At 64.4% G+C, this 16997-nt stretch carries 16 protein-coding genes; 11 read left to right on the plus strand and 5 right to left on the minus strand.

Annotated elements, in window-relative coordinates; genetic code table 11:
- Positions 1-127 precede the first annotated feature (127 nt).
- The 3 genes from AXW83_RS05795 to AXW83_RS05805 all read left to right on the plus strand — a co-directional run bounded on the left by AXW83_RS05795 (position 128) and on the right by AXW83_RS05805 (position 2967).
- Positions 128-1816 (plus strand): ArnT family glycosyltransferase, encoded by a 1689-nt coding sequence (locus AXW83_RS05795; RefSeq protein WP_066611419.1) that lies wholly within the window; start codon positions 128-130, stop codon positions 1814-1816.
- A 75-nt stretch (positions 1817-1891) separates the two neighbouring features.
- Positions 1892-2641 (plus strand): glycosyltransferase family 2 protein, encoded by a 750-nt coding sequence (locus AXW83_RS05800; RefSeq protein ID WP_066619929.1) that lies wholly within the window; start codon positions 1892-1894, stop codon positions 2639-2641.
- Complete coding sequence (locus AXW83_RS05805) at positions 2638-2967, plus strand: lipid-A-disaccharide synthase N-terminal domain-containing protein (protein ID WP_066611421.1); 330 nt, start codon at positions 2638-2640, stop codon at positions 2965-2967. Before AXW83_RS05800 ends, AXW83_RS05805 begins: the two co-directional genes overlap by 4 nt.
- On the opposite strand, the gene AXW83_RS05810 is transcribed toward AXW83_RS05805, so the two are convergent.
- Positions 2964-3686: a transporter substrate-binding domain-containing protein gene (locus AXW83_RS05810; RefSeq protein ID WP_236841830.1), complete on the minus strand. Its 723-nt coding sequence runs from the start codon at positions 3684-3686 to the stop codon at positions 2964-2966. The genes AXW83_RS05805 and AXW83_RS05810 overlap by 4 nt on opposite strands.
- Positions 3683-4873: a cystathionine beta-lyase gene (gene metC, locus AXW83_RS05815; RefSeq protein WP_066611423.1), complete on the minus strand. Its 1191-nt coding sequence runs from the start codon at positions 4871-4873 to the stop codon at positions 3683-3685. Before metC ends, AXW83_RS05810 begins: the two co-directional genes overlap by 4 nt.
- A 257-nt stretch (positions 4874-5130) precedes the next feature.
- Here metC and AXW83_RS05820 point away from each other — a divergent pair, with 257 nt between their 5' ends.
- The 6 genes from AXW83_RS05820 (at position 5131) to AXW83_RS05845 (ending at position 11332) form a co-directional block, all read left to right on the plus strand.
- Complete coding sequence (locus tag AXW83_RS05820) at positions 5131-6156, plus strand: amino acid ABC transporter substrate-binding protein (RefSeq protein ID WP_066611425.1); 1026 nt, start codon at positions 5131-5133, stop codon at positions 6154-6156.
- 167 nt (positions 6157-6323) lie between these two features.
- Entirely contained in the window at positions 6324-7346 is a 1023-nt protein-coding gene (locus AXW83_RS05825; protein WP_066611427.1) for an amino acid ABC transporter substrate-binding protein, read from the plus strand.
- 125 nt (positions 7347-7471) lie between these two features.
- On the plus strand, positions 7472-8665 hold the full coding sequence (locus tag AXW83_RS05830) for an amino acid ABC transporter permease (RefSeq protein ID WP_210179649.1): 1194 nt from the start codon (positions 7472-7474) through the stop codon (positions 8663-8665).
- Between the two features lie 10 nt (positions 8666-8675).
- Complete coding sequence (locus AXW83_RS05835; RefSeq protein WP_066611429.1) at positions 8676-10055, plus strand: amino acid ABC transporter permease; 1380 nt, start codon at positions 8676-8678, stop codon at positions 10053-10055.
- A 20-nt stretch (positions 10056-10075) separates the two neighbouring features.
- Entirely contained in the window at positions 10076-10867 is a 792-nt protein-coding gene (locus AXW83_RS05840; RefSeq protein WP_442855242.1) for an amino acid ABC transporter ATP-binding protein, read from the plus strand.
- Between the two features lie 159 nt (positions 10868-11026).
- Positions 11027-11332 carry a hypothetical protein gene (locus tag AXW83_RS05845; protein WP_066611431.1) on the plus strand — a complete coding sequence of 102 codons (306 nt, stop codon included), beginning with the start codon at positions 11027-11029 and terminating at the stop codon, positions 11330-11332.
- Between the two features lie 84 nt (positions 11333-11416).
- Here the strand turns inward: AXW83_RS05845 and AXW83_RS05850 are convergent, their stop codons facing one another.
- Both AXW83_RS05850 and AXW83_RS27465 read right to left on the minus strand, forming a co-directional pair.
- Complete coding sequence (locus AXW83_RS05850) at positions 11417-12589, minus strand: glycerophosphodiester phosphodiesterase (protein WP_210179650.1); 1173 nt, start codon at positions 12587-12589, stop codon at positions 11417-11419.
- A gap of 106 nt (positions 12590-12695) precedes the next feature.
- Positions 12696-12842, minus strand: coding sequence for a hypothetical protein (locus AXW83_RS27465; RefSeq protein ID WP_168166065.1), 147 nt, complete (start codon positions 12840-12842; stop codon positions 12696-12698).
- A 229-nt stretch (positions 12843-13071) separates the two neighbouring features.
- Between AXW83_RS27465 and AXW83_RS05855 the strand changes: the two genes are divergently transcribed.
- Both AXW83_RS05855 and guaA read left to right on the plus strand, forming a co-directional pair.
- Positions 13072-14373, plus strand: a complete 1302-nt coding sequence (locus tag AXW83_RS05855; RefSeq protein ID WP_066611434.1) for an RsmB/NOP family class I SAM-dependent RNA methyltransferase — start codon at positions 13072-13074, stop codon at positions 14371-14373.
- A gap of 50 nt (positions 14374-14423) precedes the next feature.
- Positions 14424-15989, plus strand: coding sequence for a glutamine-hydrolyzing GMP synthase (gene guaA / locus AXW83_RS05860; RefSeq protein WP_066611436.1), 1566 nt, complete (start codon positions 14424-14426; stop codon positions 15987-15989).
- Between the two features lie 37 nt (positions 15990-16026).
- On the opposite strand, the gene AXW83_RS05865 is transcribed toward guaA, so the two are convergent.
- Entirely contained in the window at positions 16027-16809 is a 783-nt protein-coding gene (locus tag AXW83_RS05865; protein ID WP_066611438.1) for a class I SAM-dependent methyltransferase, read from the minus strand.
- Between the last annotated feature and the right edge of the window lie 188 nt (positions 16810-16997).

Raw genomic sequence — 16997 nt, forward strand, 5'->3', positions numbered from 1 at the left:
AACCGCGCCGGCCATCGCGCTCGCGATGGCTTCGCCTTGATCGCGCCCGAAAGCGTCGTCATCCGGCTCCGGTCTTGCCTATGTCGGCATATCACGAACGCGGCCGCTGCCGGTCGCGAGGATCGCCATGGTTTTGCTGAATGCCTCTCTCGGCCGTCTGACGGCAACGGCCTCGGCCAGTCATTGGCGTGCCTGCATATTTCTGGTGCTGCTGTCGTTGGGCGCCTTCTTGCCGGGCTTCTTCACGCTGCAGCCGCTCGATCGCGACGAACCGCGTTTCGCCCAGGCCAGCAAGCAGATGCTGGAAACGCACGACTTCGTCGACATCCGCTTCCAAGCCGAGGCGCGCCACAAGAAGCCGGTCGGTATCTACTGGCTACAGAGCGCCACTGTGGCGGCTGGCGCGGCGCTCGGTGTCTCCGAAGCCCGCACCCAGATCTGGCTTTATCGCATTCCCTCGCTTGTCGGTGCGGTCGCGACGGTATTGCTGACTTATTGGGCACTGCTCGCCTTTCTCAGCCCGGGGATGGCACTGCTCGGCGCCGCCTTGATGGCAGCCTGCGTGTTGCTCGGTGTCGAAGCGCGTATCGCCAAGACCGATGCGGTGCTTGCCGCCTGCGCCGTCGCTACCATGGGCGCCTTGGCGCGCGTGTGGCTCGACTGGACGCGCTCGCTCGCCTTCGTGCCGAGCCGCCACAACTGGCTGGTGTTCTGGAGCGCCACAGCGATCGCGCTGCTGATCAAGGGGCCGATCGTCCCCATGGTCTGGGGGCTGGCGATGCTGGTGCTCTGCATCAGCGCGCGCTCGGTTCGCTGGCTCAAGCCGCTGCGCTTCGGCCCGGGGCTGCTGCTCTGCTTGCTCGTCGTCATACCCTGGGTCGTTGCCATCGCCATGAAGACCGGCGGCAGCTTCTTCACCGAGAGTGTCGGCAACGACATGCTCGGCAAGGTCGCTGAGGGTCAGGAGAAGCATTGGGGGCCGCCCGGGCTCTATCTCATCGTCTTTTTCGGCACCTATTGGCCCGCGGCAGCCTTTGCGGCGATGGCGATCCCCTTCGCCTGGGTCCGCCGGCGCGAACCGCAGATCCTGTTCCTGCTGGCCTGGATCGTGCCGTCCTGGCTCGTTTTCGAGGCCGTGCCGACGAAATTGCCGCATTATGTCCTGCCGCTCTATCCGGCGGTGACGGCGTTGCTGCTGCTGGCGATCGTCAATGGCGGCATCGACCGGTTCCGGCGCGGCTCGACTGCGACGGCCCTGCTCTGCCTGCTCGTGCCGCTCGCCCTGGTCAGCGCCATCATTTTCGCGAACTGGACGCTCGACGCGAGCGTCCCCTATCTGGCGCTGCCTTTGCTGATCGCGGCGCTGTTTGTCTCATGGCGCGTCGTCGCGTCTTTCCGGCGCGGCGATCTCGATGGGGCGCTCTGGCGCGGCGTACTGGCGAGCCTGCTGCTGAGCGTCGGTGTTTATGCCTTCGCGATCGAGAGTCTGCGTGCCTTCAAGCTCTCGCCGCGCCTCGCCGAGACCATCAGGGCCGCGGGCTGCACCGATCCCGCCGTGATGACGGTCGGCTATCGCGAGCCCAGTCTCGTCTTCCTGGTCGGGACAGATCTCGACATGGGCAGCGATGGGGCGGCCGCGGCTGCCTTCCTCAACCAGCCGGGCTGTCGCGTCGCCCTCGTCGAAAGCCGGTTCAAAGATGGTTTTCAGGCGGCTGTCGCACAGTCCGGCATCACACCGCGTCTGCTCACCACGCTGCGCGGTTTCAACCTCAATGGCGGCCGCAAGCTCGAGATGGCGGTGTTCGTCCGGCCATGACCCGGCCGCGAAAGCGGCTTGCCCTGTCGCCCGGCTTGACGCAGTTTGCGCGCCGCTGCCCCGGATGAAGATCTCTTGACCGAAACACCGAACCCGCAACCGCTGCTCAGCGTCGTCGTTCCCGTCCGCAATGAGGTCGGCAATGTCGGTCCGCTGCTCGGCGATATCGAGGCGGCCTGCCAGCCGGTCGGCGCCTTCGAGGTCGTCTACGTCGACGACGGCTCCAGCGACGGTACGCCCGCCGCGCTCGCAGAACTCGCGGTGACCCGTCCCTGGCTTCGCATCGTCACCCATGCGCACTCCTGCGGCCAGAGCGCGGCCGTCCGCAGCGGCGTGCGCCAGGCCCGCGCCGTGGTGGTCGCGACACTTGACGGCGACGGCCAGAACGACCCATCCTTCCTGCCGGCGATGGTGGAGGCCTTGCAGCAAGCCGGTCCGGGGGCAGGGCTGGTCCAGGGCCAGCGCGTCGGTCGCAAGGATACCGGTTTCAAGAAGCTTCAGTCGCGCATCGCCAACGGCGTGCGCGGGGCCATCCTCAAGGACGGCACGCGCGATGCCGGCTGCGGCCTGAAATGCTTCCGGCGCGAGGCCTATCTCGCACTGCCCTATTTCGACGCGCTGCATCGCTTCATGCCGGCGCTGATGGTGCGCGAGGGCTACAAGGTCGTGCATCTCGACGTGCGCGACCGGCCCCGGCTCTCGGGCGTCTCGAATTACGGCTTCTTCGACCGGCTCTGGGTCGGCATTCTCGACCTCGTCGGCGTCTGGTGGCTGATCCGCCGGCGCCGGCGCGTGCCCCAGATCGTGCCGGGGGCGACGCCATGATCATCTCGATCGGCCACGCCATCACCGACTACATCTACGACGTCTTCGTGCTGAAGTTCGACTTCTGGCTGGCCTTCGGCATCGTCGCGCAACTGCTCTTCACCGCGCGCTTCCTGGTGCAGTGGTTGGCAAGCGAGAAAGAGGGCAAATCGGTCATGCCGTTGTCCTTCTGGTATTTCTCGATGGGCGGCGGCCTGATGACGCTGATCTATGGCATCGTCCGCCGCGAGCCGATCATCATCATGGGCCAGGCACTGGCGATGGTGATCTACACCCGCAACCTGATGCTGATCTTTCGGGGCGGCAAGCGCGGGTCTGAACCTTAGAAATCTTCGGGAGCGAAGCCGTATCGCGCCATCATGCTCCGGTGCCAGGTGCTTCCCAGCACGCTCTGCAGTGCCAAATTGAAGCGGGCCCTGAAATCGGTCGACGATTTGGCGAATGCGAACGCACCGCCTGCAGGAAGCGCTCCTTCGATGGCGACCACCGCGAGGTCCGAAGCCGGCTGACGGGCGAGGAAGCCGCGATGAGCCATGGCGACGCTGGCATAAGCGTCGGCACAGCCCGATTTTACCATCAACACCGCGTCCTCTTGCGTTCCGACGCGGATAATCCGCTCGTTGGGGATGCCTGCCGTCAGCCCTGTCTGCTCCTGAACCTGGTTGGCGACCACGACGAGGCGCGCACCCGCTTCGGCGGCCAGAGCGCGATAACTGGTCAGCCGGCCGCCATCCGCCGAACGAACGAGGAGCCCGTCGACAAGAGCCCAGACCGGACGGCTGAAATCGACGAGGTTCTTCCGCTCCGGCGATATGAAGAGCGGCGTAGTGATCGCCCATCGTCCATCGACGAGGCCCGGCAGCAACTCCGCAAACTCGGCCAGCCTCATCTCGAACCGGTCGATCCCCATCGCGCTCAGTACGGCGGTCACCAGTTCGAAGTCGCTGCCCTGCACCGCGCCGTCAGCAGACTGGAAGCAGAACGGAGGCTCTTCCAGGTACGCAAAAACGATCGGCTTGGGAGGCTTTCCCGCCTCTGTCGTCACGCCGCCGTCCTCAGCCGCGCAAAGCCGGCATTGAGGTCGGCCTTCAGGTCATCGAGATCCTCCAGCCCGATATGCAGCCGAATCGTCGGTCCCTTGAAATCGGGGGTCGTGGCGGTGCGGTAAGGCTTGCAGTCGAAGGGCAGCACGAGGCTCTCATAGCCGCCCCATGACGCGCCCATGCCAAACAGCGTCAGCCCGTCCAGCATCGCGCCGACCGCCTTCATCGAAACAGGCTTCAGTTCGATGGCAAACAGGGAGGAGGCGCCGGTGAAATCGCGCTTCCACAAGGCATGGCCGGGATCGTTCAGCAGGCCGGGATGCATGACACGCGCGACTTCGGGCCGCGCCTCGAGCCAGCGCGCCATCTCCAGCCCCGCCGGCATCTGCTCCTTCAGGCGGATATGCATCGTGCGGATGCCGCGCAGCGTCAGGAAGGCGTCCTCCGGCGCGATGATCACACCGAGCAGATCCCAGGCCTCGCGCACCCGCTTGTAGAGCTCCGGCGTCCGTGCCGAGACCGTCCCGATCAGCACGTCGGAATGACCAGCGTAGTATTTCGTGCCGGCCTGGACCGAGATGTCCACGCCGAATTTGTGGCTGTCGAAAAACAGCGGCGTCGCCCAGGTGTTGTCCATCAGCACCAGCACGTCGCGGGCGTGGGCGGCCTCGACGATCGCCGGGATGTCCTGCATTTCGAAGGTCTGGGAGCCTGGCGACTCGGTCCAGACCGCCTTTGTGTTCGGCTGGAACAGCTTCGCGATGTCACCGCCGATGGCAGGATCGTAATAGCTGACTTCGATTCCGAGCCGCGGCAGCATCTTGTCGCAGAAATTGCGCGTGGGCCGATAGACGCTGTCGGTCACCAGAAGGTGATCGCCGGCAGACAGCACGGCCAGCATCGGCAGCGTGCACGCCAGCAGACCCGATGGGCAGACCACGACGCCGGCGCCGCGCTCCATTGTGTTGAGCGCGGCGAGCAGCGCGTCGATCGTCGGGTTGCCCTGCGTTCCATAGGTGTAACGCGACTTCCGGGCGAGAAAATCCTCCATGTTCGGATAGATCACCGTCGAACCGCGTACGATCGCGGGATTGACGAAGCCATAGCTGTCGGCGGGATCACGCCCCGCCAGGACGAGTCGGGTCTTTTCGCCGAGGCGCGCGAAGTCGGACGAGGACAGTTTTTTCATGAGGCCGGATCGGGAGGTTTTCGGGGGACGTGGTCAGGCTTGACCACTTTGTGAAACTCGCATGTGATGCAGGCAGTGGAAAGGGCGCGACAAACGCAACCCTCCTCTGCTTGACGCTCATGTGGCGCTCTGGCAATCGACTTGGAACGTCGCCTGATTTTTGTGCAGTCGAGCTGGGCCGCTGCCCAGGCGCAGGCGATGTGAAGGACTAAGGCCCGGCGGCACGGCCGCGCGGGGACTCAACGGGAGAGATATCGATGAAAACATATATGGCAGCAGCGATCGCGGGGCTCAGCCTTGCGATCTCCGCGACGACGGTATCGGCGCAGGCGCCTTCCACGCTGGCGCAGGTCAAGTCGCGCAATATGGTCAATTGCGGCTCGAATACCGGCCTCGCCGGCTTCGGCGTTCCCGATGCGCAAGGCAACTGGGTCGGGCTCGACGTCGATTATTGCCGCGCCGTCGCGGCCGCGATCTTCAACGATCCGGCCAAGGTCAAGTTCATTCCGCTGTCGGCGAAGGATCGCTTCACCGCGCTGCAGTCCGGCGAGGTCGATCTGCTGGTCCGCAATTCCACCTGGACGATGACGCGCGATGCCTCGCTCGGCCTCCTGTTCACCGGCGTCAATTACTACGATGGCCAGGCGTTCATGGTCCGCAAGAAGCTCGGCGTCACCTCGGCCTTGCAGCTCTCGGGCGCTTCGGTCTGCACCCAGCAGGGCACCACCACCGAACTCAACCTCGCCGACTTCTTTCGCGCCAACAACCTGAAATACGAGGTCGTCGCCTTCGCCTCTGCGGACGAGACGATCAAGGCCTATGACGCCGGGCGCTGCGACGCCTTCACCACGGACGCCTCGGGTCTCTACGCCGAGCGCCTGAAGCTGACGGCGCCCGACGACCACATGGTCCTGCCCGAGATCATCTCGAAGGAGCCGCTCGGACCCTCCACGCGCAACAACGATGCCGCCTGGTTCAACCTGGTGAAGTGGGTGCACTACGCCATGCTGAACGCCGAGGAACTCGGCGTGACCAAGGCCAATGTCGATGAGATGATGAAGTCGCCCAACCCCGAGATCAAGCGTCTGCTCGGCACCGAGGGCAAGTTCGGTGAGACCGTCGGCCTGACCACGGACTGGGTCTACCGCATCGTCAAGCATGTCGGAAACTACGGCGAATCCTTCGAGAAGAACGTCGGTTCGGGCTCGCTGCTGAAGATCGCCCGCGGCCAGAATGCGCTCTGGACCAAGGGCGGCCTGCAATACGCTCCCCCGGTCCGCTGAGGTTTCTTGCGAGCGCCGGTAACTCCGGCGCTTGCTGTCCATTGCTCAAACAAGACCGCGTATCTGAGCCGAAAGGAGGATGATCGAGCCATCGAGCTTGGTCCGGGACTTGCAAGGTCAGCGAGAGAACGGGCAGGAACCCGTTCCATAAACAGGGGACGACGACCATGAATAAATTTGTCGCCGCAGCGCTTGTCGCCGCAGCAACGGCGCTGGGCGTCAGCGGGACGCAAGCCCAGACCGGCACGCTCGCGCAGGTCAAGAACCGCGGCATCCTGCATTGCGGCTCGGGCACCGGCCTTGCCGGCTTCGGTCTCCCCGATGCCCAGGGCAACTGGACCGGCATCGATGTCGATATGTGCCGCGCCGTGGCTGCCGCGATCTTCAACGATCCGGCCAAGGTCAAGTTCATCCCGCTTTCGGCCAAGGATCGCTTCACCTCATTGCAGTCTGGCGAAGTCGACCTTTTGTCGCGCACGACCACCTGGACGATGTCGCGCGACACCTCGCTCGGCCTGAACTTCGCCGGCATCAATTACTATGACGGCCAGGGTTTCATGGTCCGCAAGAAGCTCGGCGTCGATTCCGTCCTCAAGCTGGCCGGCGCCTCGATCTGCACCCAGCAAGGCACCACGACCGAACTCAATCTCGCCGACTATTTTCGGGCCAATAACCTGAAATATGAGGTCGTTGCCTTCGCCTCCAACACCGAGACGGTCAAGGCCTACGAATCGGGGCGCTGCGACGCCTTCACCACCGACGCCTCCGGCCTTTACGCCGAGCGCCTGACCCTGTCGGCACCCGCCGACCACATCGTCCTGCCCGAGATCATCTCGAAGGAGCCGCTTGGGCCCGTCGTCCGGCACGGCGATGATCTCTGGCTCGATATCGTCAAGTGGACGCATTACGCCATGCTCAATGCCGAGGAACTCGGCGTCAGCAAGGCCAATGTCGACGAGATGCTGAAATCCGAAAACCCCGAGATCAAGCGGTTGCTCGGCACCGAGGGCAAGTATGGCGAGGCGATCGGCCTGACCAACGATTGGGCCTACCGCATCGTGAAACTCGTCGGGAACTACGGCGAGGTCTTCGAAAAGAATGTGGGCCAGGGCTCGCTCCTGAAGATCGCGCGCGGCCAGAATGCGCTCTGGACCAAGGGCGGATTGCAATACGCCCCACCGATCCGCTGAATGATTGGCGCGCGGCTCCGAAGCCGCGCGCCGTTTCGCCAATGGCCATATGGCCTGGACGAGCGGGCACTGGTCGCAAGACGGCCGCGAGACCACCGGCCAGAATAAAAAAGAGGGCGTAGCAGGTGTCGAGCATTCCGACGGAAACGGTTCAGCCGGGCAGGGCTTCTCTGCTGTACGATCCCAAGATCAGGGGATACGTCTACCAACTGGCCCTCTTGGCCGTCGTCGCGTTCCTCATCTGGTCGGCTGCGTCCAACGCGATCGAAAACCTGCGGGCGCAGAAGATCGCATCCGGCTTCGGCTTCTGGCACAACGCCGCAGGCTTCGACGTAAACCAGAAGCTGATCCCCTTCAGTGCCTCGGGTAGCACCTACGGTCAGGCCTTCTATGTCGGCCTGCTGAACACATTGCTGGTCGCCTCGATCGGCATCGTTCTATCGACATTCCTAGGCTTCTTCGTCGGCGTCGCCAGGCTGTCGCCCAACTGGGTGCTGTCGAAGCTCGCGATGATCTATGTCGAGGTCATCCGCAACCTGCCGCTGCTGCTGCAATTGTTCTTCTGGTACAATGCGGTGCTGAAGCCCTTGCCCGATGCGCGCAATTCGATTGCGCTACCGGGCAACATCTTCCTGAACAACCGCGGCCTGATCATGCCCAACCCGCAATTCGGGCCGGCCTTCCAGGCCGTGGTGATTGCCTTCTTCCTGGCGGCAGCCGCTGCGGTCGTCTTCTATATCTGGTCGAAGAAGCAGCAGGAACGGACCGGCAAGCAATATCCCAACGGCCTGATCACGCTCGCCTTGATCATCGGACTGCCGCTGATCGTCTACTTCTTCGCCGGCCAGCCTCTGTCCTTCGACTTGCCGCAGCAGGGCCGCTTCAACCTCACCGGCGGCTTGCAGATCTATCCTGAGTTCGTGGCGCTGCTGATCGGCCTGACGACCTATACCGCCGGATTTATCGCGGAGGTCGTCCGGGCCGGAATTCTCGCCGTCTCCAGGGGCCAGACCGAGGCGGCCAATGCGCTAGGCCTGCGCGCAGGGCCGACGCTCAAGCTCGTGGTCATTCCCCAGGCGATGCGGGTCATCATCCCGCCGCTGACCTCGAACTATCTCAACCTGACCAAGAACTCCTCGCTTGCGGTCGCGATCGGCTATCCAGATCTCGTCCAGGTCTTCACCGGTACGGTGCTGAACCAGACCGGCCAGGCCGTCGAGGTCGTCGCCATCACCATGGCGGTCTATCTCACCATCTCGCTCGTGACCTCCTTGTTCATGAACATCTACAACAAGCGCATGGCGCTGGTGGAACGGTGAGGGCCCCACGATGACCGACGCCACGCTCGAAAACTCACCCTATGCCTTCGTTCGCCGCGAGACGCTGCAGCAGGAGGCGGCGCCGCTATCGGTTGCCGGACCCATCGCCTGGATCAGGGCGAACCTGTTTTCCGGCCCCGTCAACTCGTTGATGACGCTGGTCTGCCTCTACATCGTCGTCACCAGCGTGCCCGACCTCGTCCGGTTCTACTTCATCGACGCCGTCTGGTCCGGCACCAACCGCGACGCCTGCCTCGCCGACAAGGTCGGCCGTCCGGTCGGCGCCTGCTGGGCCTATATCGCCGACCGCTTCCAGTACTTCGTCTACGGCTCCTACCCGGTCGCCCAGCGCTGGCGGGTCGACATCGTCTTCGTGATGTTCGCGCTCGGCATCATCTGGCTGCTCTGGGAGAGGGTGCCGCTTAAGAAGGTCGGTTTCTTCTTCTTCTTCGTGCTGCTGCCGATCAGCGCCTACATCCTGCTGCTCGGCGGTGCCAATGCGGAGGGCTTCCTGCGCTGGCTGATCATCATCACCGTCGCTCTGATGGCGCTCTATCTGGTGCTGTCCTTCGCGCCGGCGCTGGCGCGCTTCTGGATCGGGCCGGCGTTTCTGGCCGTCGAGGAGACTCTCCCACCCTGGAAGCGCTTCTACCGCCCCAAGCGGCTGGTCCTGCTCTCGCTCGTGGTCTTCGGCCTGATGGCGATCCTTGCCGACACGGCGGGCCTGCCCAGGGTCGATACCGGCCTTTGGGGCGGCATGACCGTCACGTTCCTGATCGCGGCCGTCGGCATCGTCTTCTCGCTGCCGCTCGGCGTCGTGCTCGCGCTCGGCCGCCGTTCGAGGCTGCCGATCATCCAGCTGCTCTCTGTGATCTTCATCGAGTTCGTCCGCGGCGTGCCGCTGATCACCGTGCTGTTCATGGCCAACACCATGCTGCCGCTGTTCGTGCCGCAGGAATACTCGCCAGACCGGCTGCTGCGTCCGCTCGTCGGCGTCGCGCTTTTTGCCGCCGCCTATATGGCGGAGGTCATCCGCGGCGGCTTGCAAGCCATTCCGAAGGGCCAGTACGAGGGCGCGATGTCGCTCGGCCTCGGCTATGGCAGCATGATGCGCCTGATCATCCTGCCGCAGGCGTTGCGGATCGTGATTCCGGGTATCGTCAACACCTTCATCGGGTTGTTCAAGGACACGACGCTGGTCACCATCGTCGGTATCTTCGACTTCCTGCGGACGATCGAGGCGACGCTGGTCGATCCGACCTGGGCGACGCCGACCACGCGCGCGACGGGCTATGCCTTCGCCGCGATGTTCTATTTCCTGTGCTGCTGGGGCATGTCGCGCTATTCGATCTCGGTCGAGAAGCGTCTCGCCGCCGGCCAGAAACGCTGAGAGGGACCACGACCATGGCAATGGCAGAACTCAAGACCGACAGCCGCCCGGCGGCCCTCAAGCAGACCTCGCTGAACACCGCGACGGCCGTCGAGATGATCGGCGTCAACAAGTGGTATGGCGAATTCCACGTGCTGCGCGACATCAACCTGAAGGTCTCGCGCGGCGAGAAACTCGTCATCTGCGGCCCGTCGGGCTCGGGCAAGTCGACGATGATCCGCTGCATCAACCGTCTGGAGGAACACCAGAAGGGCAACATCATCGTCGACGGGACCGAACTCACCAATGATCTCAAGAAGATCGACGAGATCCGCCGCGACGTCGGCATGGTCTTTCAGCACTTCAACCTGTTCCCGCATCTCACGATCCTCGAGAACCTGACACTGGCGCCGATCTGGGTGCGCAAGATGCCCAAGAAGGATGCTGAGGAAATCGGGATGCACTACCTGAAGCGCGTCAAGATTCCCGAACAGGCGAACAAATATCCGGGCCAGCTCTCGGGCGGCCAGCAGCAGCGCGTCGCCATCGCCCGCTCGCTCTGCATGAGCCCCAAGATCATGCTGTTCGACGAGCCGACCTCCGCCCTCGATCCGGAAATGGTCAAGGAGGTGCTCGACACCATGGTCTCGCTCGCCGACGAGGGCATGACCATGCTCTGCGTCACCCACGAAATGGGCTTCGCCCGCCAGGTCGCCGACCGGGTCATCTTCATGGACGCTGGGCAGATCGTCGAGATGAACGAGCCCAACGAGTTCTTCAAGAACCCGCAGCATGAGCGCACCAAGCTCTTCCTCAGCCAGATCCTGCACTGATCTGCGGTCGGGCAAGATCGATGGCGCGCCGGACTGGTCCGGCGCGCCAATTTAGACGCGGTAGTGCGCCGCCGACTCTGCGTCAGGCCGCTTGAACCGCTGCATCGCGGAACAAAACACATCCGCACTCTGTTTTCCTCTCGAAATGGAGGAGACAAGATGAAACGCTTTATTCCCGCCCTCATAGCCGCAACGCTGATAAGTGGCGGCGCCTATGCCCAGTCCATCAGTGTTGGTCCCGGCGGCATCGGTGTCGATACGCGCGGCCCGCGCGAGCGCGTCATCGAGCGCGAAGTTCGCCGCGATGATCGCGACGGTTACGACCGCCGTTCTGACCGTGGCTACGACCGACGCGACGATCGTCGTCGCGTTGAGTACCGCGACCGCGAGCGCTGCCGCACGGTGATCACCCGTGAGGAGACGCCGCGGGGCGTGATCAAGACGAGGCAGCGCGTCTGCAACTAATCGTCGGCGGAGCTTCGACGTATCCTGAATCGAAAGGCCGTCCCGTTTGCGCGGGACGGCCTTTTTTATGCGACGTCGATAAGCCTATTTGCTGTCGCGCGCCTTCACGGCCGCGTCGGGGAAGTCAGAGAACAGCCCGTCGATACCGAGCGCGAGGTACGCCTTGTATTCGGCTGCCGGCTCGTCCTTGAAGTCGGAGGCGAGCCGCTTGGGCTCGCTGCGAAACGTCCAGCTATGGACCAGAAGCCCCACTGCATGGGCATTCTTCACCACGTCGGTCGGCGGCAGCAGGACGCGGTCGCGCTCGTCGATGGCGCCGTCCTTGTTGAGATCCTGCGGCTTGCCGTCGGCCCCGATGATCTGCTTGCCGGAAATCAGATAAGGCTTCCATGGCGCGACGCCGTCGGCATAGGTCGCGATCTCTTTCAGGCCTTCAGGCGTCACCAGGTCCTTGAAGGTCCGCTTGTCGCCGGTGACGACGAAATCATAGGGCTTGTCGAAGGGGGCGGCGAGCACGATGCCGCCGTCCTTGTCGACGTCGTCCGCATCGACCAGTTGGAACAGCCGCACCTGCGTCTTGCCGCGAAGATATCGGAGGTTGGCCGTCTCGAAGCTCTGGATGATGACGGGCGAGGATTTCTCGGTCCAGCCGGCCGCCTTGAGGGCGTCGAGCAGCCGGTCTTCGAGGGGCAGGCCGATCGCCGCATGGAAGATCGGGTGCTTGGTTTCGGGATAGATCCCGATCGTCCGGCCGAGGCGGGCACTCTCCGACTTCGCCAGATCAATGATCTCCTGGAAGGTCGGAATCTCGTATTTGCCGTTATGCGACTGATCGCGATCGGCGAAGGCCTGCTTGGCGCGCAGCGTCTTGATCTCGGCCAGCGTGAAATCGCCGGCGAACCAGTCGGACGTCTCGACGCCGTCGAGCTTGCGGGTGGTCTTGCGGCTGGCGAATTCCGGCCGGTTGGCGACGTCGGTCGTGCCGCTCATCACCGGTTCATGGCGCGCGATCAGGACGCCATCCTTCGTAACGACCAGATCGGGCTCGATGAAATCGGCCCCCTGTTCGATCGCGAGCTTGTAGGATTCGAGCGTGTGCTCCGGGCGATAGCCGCTCGCGCCGCGATGCCCGACGATCAGGGGCTTCTGACCGGAAAGCGTCGGCGACGCGGCCTGGGCGAAAGCTGGGAGGGGGTTCACGGCCGCCAGGCCGAGGCAGGCCGCGGCACCGGCGGCAAGCATTGTTTTCGTCATCATGGTTCGATCCTTGGTCGCGACGTTTCCGGCGAGACTTCTGGTCGGTTGATGTGACAGGCGGTTGAAGGCGCCGTCACGCTGTCGCGGCGTGACGGCGATCTCCGGCTCAGCGGCGCGGGCCGCTTTCGAGCGTGGTCTTGGCGTCGAGGCGCTTGGCGGGCGGCGGCGTCAGGTCGGTCGCCGGTTGCGTGGCACAGGCGGCCAGCGCGAGCGCGAGGAAGGAGGCGAGAGCAAGATGGCCGGCGCGCTGCATGGATCGGGACCTTTTGTTGCAAGAGGCAGTTGCCTCGTGTTTCAGCCTGTGGAAGGACCGCGTCAAGAGTATGTCGTTGGTCGTGCCAGGATCGTGCGTCATGTTTGACATCGGCCATCTCGACATCGGCCATCTCGACATTGGCGCGCGCGATCATCAGTGCGTTGACGATCGTCCACCCCGGAATTCGCCGCCATGACGTGTTCACCAGCATGACCAGTTCGCCGACATGACACCCGCCGCCCGCATCAGCGCAGCCATTGAAGTGCTGGACGACGTCATCCAGCGCCGTCGCCCGGCCTCGGACGCGCTCAAGGACTGGGGTCTGTCGCGCCGCTTCGCCGGCTCCAAGGATCGCGCTGCGATCGCATCGCTGGTCTACGACGCGCTGCGCCGCAAAGCCTCCAGCGCCTTTCTCATGGCCTCGGAGACGCCGCGCGCGCTGATGCTGGGCATGTTGGCACGCTCGCGCGGCCACTCGGTCGCTGAAATCGCCGAGCTTTGCTCCGGTGAGAACCATGCGCCGATGCCGCTCGATGCAGACGAGACGTCGCGGCTCTCAGTGCTGACACTCGACGGCGCGCCCGGCTGGGTCCAGGCCGATGTGCCCGAATGGCTCTGGCCGGGGTTCGTCGTCAGTTTCGGGACTGAGGCCATCGCCGAAGGGCAGCTCCTGGCCGGCCGCGCGCCGATCGACCTGCGCGCGAACCGCCTGAAGACCAGTCGCGGCAGGCTGATGGATGATCTGGCTCACCTGGCGCCTGAGGCCGGGATCTGGTCGCCCGATGCGCTCCGCTTCCAGCCGGGCCAGGACGGACGCGGTCCCTCGCTGCAGTCGGAGCCCGGCTTCTTCGCCGGCGCCTTCGAGATACAAGACGAGGGCTCGCAACTTGTCACGCTGCTTGCGGGCGCCAGGCCGGACACCACGGTCGTCGATCTTTGCGCCGGCGCCGGCGGCAAGACGCTGGCGCTCGCCGCGCTGATGGCCGATCGCGGCCGCCTGCTCGCGACCGATCTCGACAGCCGCCGTCTCGCGCCGTTGCATGAACGGCTGGCGCGCTCGGGCGCGACCAATGTCGAGATCCGCATCCCGCGCTCGCGCGGCCACGACCCGCTCGCAGACCTCGCCGGACAGGTCGATCTCGTCCTGGTCGATGCGCCCTGCACCGGCTCCGGCACCTGGCGTCGCAATCCCGACGCCAAATGGCGCGTGCGCCCGGGCGCCTTGGCCGAGCGCATCAAGGACCAGGCCGAGGTGCTGGCGCGTGCCGCAAAGCTGGTGAAACCCGGTGGCCGCATCGCCTATATCACCTGCTCGGTGCTGCCCGAGGAGAACGACAGGGCGATCGCGGCTTTTCTGGATCGCAACACGGGCTTTCAAAACGTGCCGACGCCCGAGATATTGGCCGCCGCCGATGCGGACGGTTTCGATGGGCTTGCCCGGTTCGCGACGCAGTTCGGGCTTCAGTTCTCGCCGCGCCGGACGGGAACCGACGGATTTTATCTGGCCTGCCTCGAACGCAGGGCCTGACGGCCGACGATGACGTTGCACGCTCGCCTGCGATCCATTAACCGAGCGCGATGACGAGCGAAAAAATCCACGACTCCATCCTCATCATCGACTTCGGCAGCCAGGTGACGCAGCTGATCGCGCGGCGCGTCCGCGAGATCGGCGTCTATTGCGAGATCGCGCCGTTCCAGTCGGCCTCCGAGGCCTTCCAGCGGCTGAAGCCGAAGGGCGTGATCTTCTCCGGAGGGCCTGCCTCGGTCCCCGACGAGAACTCGCCGCGCGCGCCGGAGGCGGTCTTCTCCGCCGATGTTCCGCTGCTCGGCATCTGCTACGGACAGCAGACCATGGCGCAGCAGCTCGGCGGCACGGTCGAGAGCGGCCATGCGGCCGAGTTCGGCCGCGCCGATGTCGAGATCGTTACGCCCTCGGCGCTGTTTGAAGGCATCTGGGAGGAGGGCGGCCGCTACCCCGTCTGGATGAGCCATGGCGACCGTGTCACGCAGCTGCCGGCGGGCTTCTCGGTCAAGGCGACCTCCGAGAACGCGCCCTATGCGGTGGCGAGCGACGAGGCACGGCGCTTCTACTCGACCATGTTCCACCCCGAGGTGGTGCATACGCCCGATGGCGCAAAACTCCTGCGCAATTTCGTCGTGACCATCTGCGGCTGTGTGCCCGACTGGAGCATGTCGGCCTATCGAGCCGAGACCATCGCCAAGATCCAGGCGCAGGTCGGCAAGGGCCGCGTCATTTGTGGGCTTTCCGGCGGCGTCGATTCGGCTGTGGCGGCGGTGCTGATCCATGAGGCGATCGGTGATCAGCTCACCTGCGTCTTCGTCGATCACGGCCTGATGCGGATGAACGAGGCGGAAGAGGTGGTGCGCCTGTTCCGCGACCACTACAATATCCCGCTCGTGCATGTCGAAGCGGAAGAGCTCTTCCTCTCGGAGCTTGCCAAATGCGGCGCCGATCCGGAAGCCAAGCGCAAGACCATCGGCCGCCTCTTCATCGAGGTCTTCGACGCCGAGGCCCACAAGATCGGTGGTGCGGATTTCCTGGCCCAGGGCACGCTCTATCCCGACGTGATCGAAAGCGTCTCCTTCAGCGGCGGCCCCTCCGTCACGATCAAGTCCCACCACAATGTCGGCGGCCTGCCCGAGCGCATGAAGATGAAGCTCGTCGAGCCGCTGCGCGAATTGTTCAAGGACGAGGTTCGCGTGCTCGGCCGCGAACTCGGCCTGCCTGAGGCTTTTGTGGGCCGCCATCCCTTTCCGGGGCCGGGCCTCGCGATCCGCTGCCCAGGCGAGATCACGAAAGAAAAGCTCGACATCCTGCGCAAGGCCGACGCGATCTATCTCGACGAAATCCGCAAGGCCGGCCTCTACGACGTGATCTGGCAGGCCTTCGCCGTGCTGCTGCCGGTCAAAACGGTCGGCGTGATGGGCGATTATCGCACCTACGACCATGTCTGCGCGCTGCGCGCCGTGACGTCGGTCGATGGCATGACGGCCGATTTCTATCCCTACGACATGGCCTTCCTCGGCCGTACCGCGACCCGCATCATCAACGAGGTCAAGGGCATCAACCGCGTGGTCTACGACGTGACGAGCAAGCCGCCCGGCACGATCGAGTGGGAATAGCGAGCGGGCGATAAGCCGACTCGGCTGATCGGGCGTCTCAGCCGGGCTTGCGCGCCGAGACCAGAAAACGGTCCTGGCTCGCACGTTCCAGCCGCTGGTGCAGCGGCATGAAGCGGCCCTGCGCGCGGTGGATCGCATGGAGGTTGCGATCGATGGCGATGTCGACGAAGCCGGCCTTCGCGAGCAGTTGTGCGATAGCCTCCGGCCGGCAGCCCTTCGAGAAATAGACGCGGGAAACGATGTCGTCATGTATGGCCGCGTGGCCAGCCGGTGGCGGCGCATTTGACAGGCGCTTCGCCAGCCTCGCCAGCAGCCGCAGGGCTTTGCCGTTGCCCGGGCGCGGATTGGTCATATCGACATCGACGATCGCGACGCGGCCGCCCGGCTTGAGCACGCGAAACCATTCGCGCAAAGCCGCCGCCGGGTCCGGGAGCGTCCAGACCAGATGGCGCGTCACCACCACATCGTAGCTCTCGCCGGCTTCCAGCGTATCCTCGGCATCGCCGGCATAGAGCTTGATCGGTTTGCCGGCCGTCTTGGCCCGGGCCCGGGCCAGCATCGCCTCCGAGAGGTCGAGCCCCGTCACGCTGTAGCCGAGTTCCGCCAGCAGCAGGGAGATGACGCCGGTTCCGCTGGCGAGATCGAGCGCCCGGCCGGCCCTGGCATCACCGAGATGCCGACCGAACAGGGCGAGCCAGGCCCGGCGCTCGTCGTCCGAGAAGATTTCGTGGCCCGGCTGGCTGTCGAAGGTCTCGGACCGCATCGACCAGTAGTCGCGAATCTCGTCCTTCAGGCTGAGATTATGGTGCAGCGTCGTCATGGCTCGCATAGGTCCTGTAACTTCCGTTCGCGTGGAAACCACGAAGTGCCGACGGAAGCAAGTAGGTGAAACTGGTCCTCGTCGAAGCGGCGTCGTCCGACGTTAAGCAAGCCCGTGTTTTTGTTTAGAGTAATTATAGAACATAAAACTTGCACGCCTACTGAGACGGTCATAGGAGCCAGCCAGTT

Source organism: Bosea sp. PAMC 26642 (genome assembly GCF_001562255.1).
Taxonomy (GTDB): Bacteria; Pseudomonadota; Alphaproteobacteria; order Rhizobiales; family Beijerinckiaceae; genus Allobosea.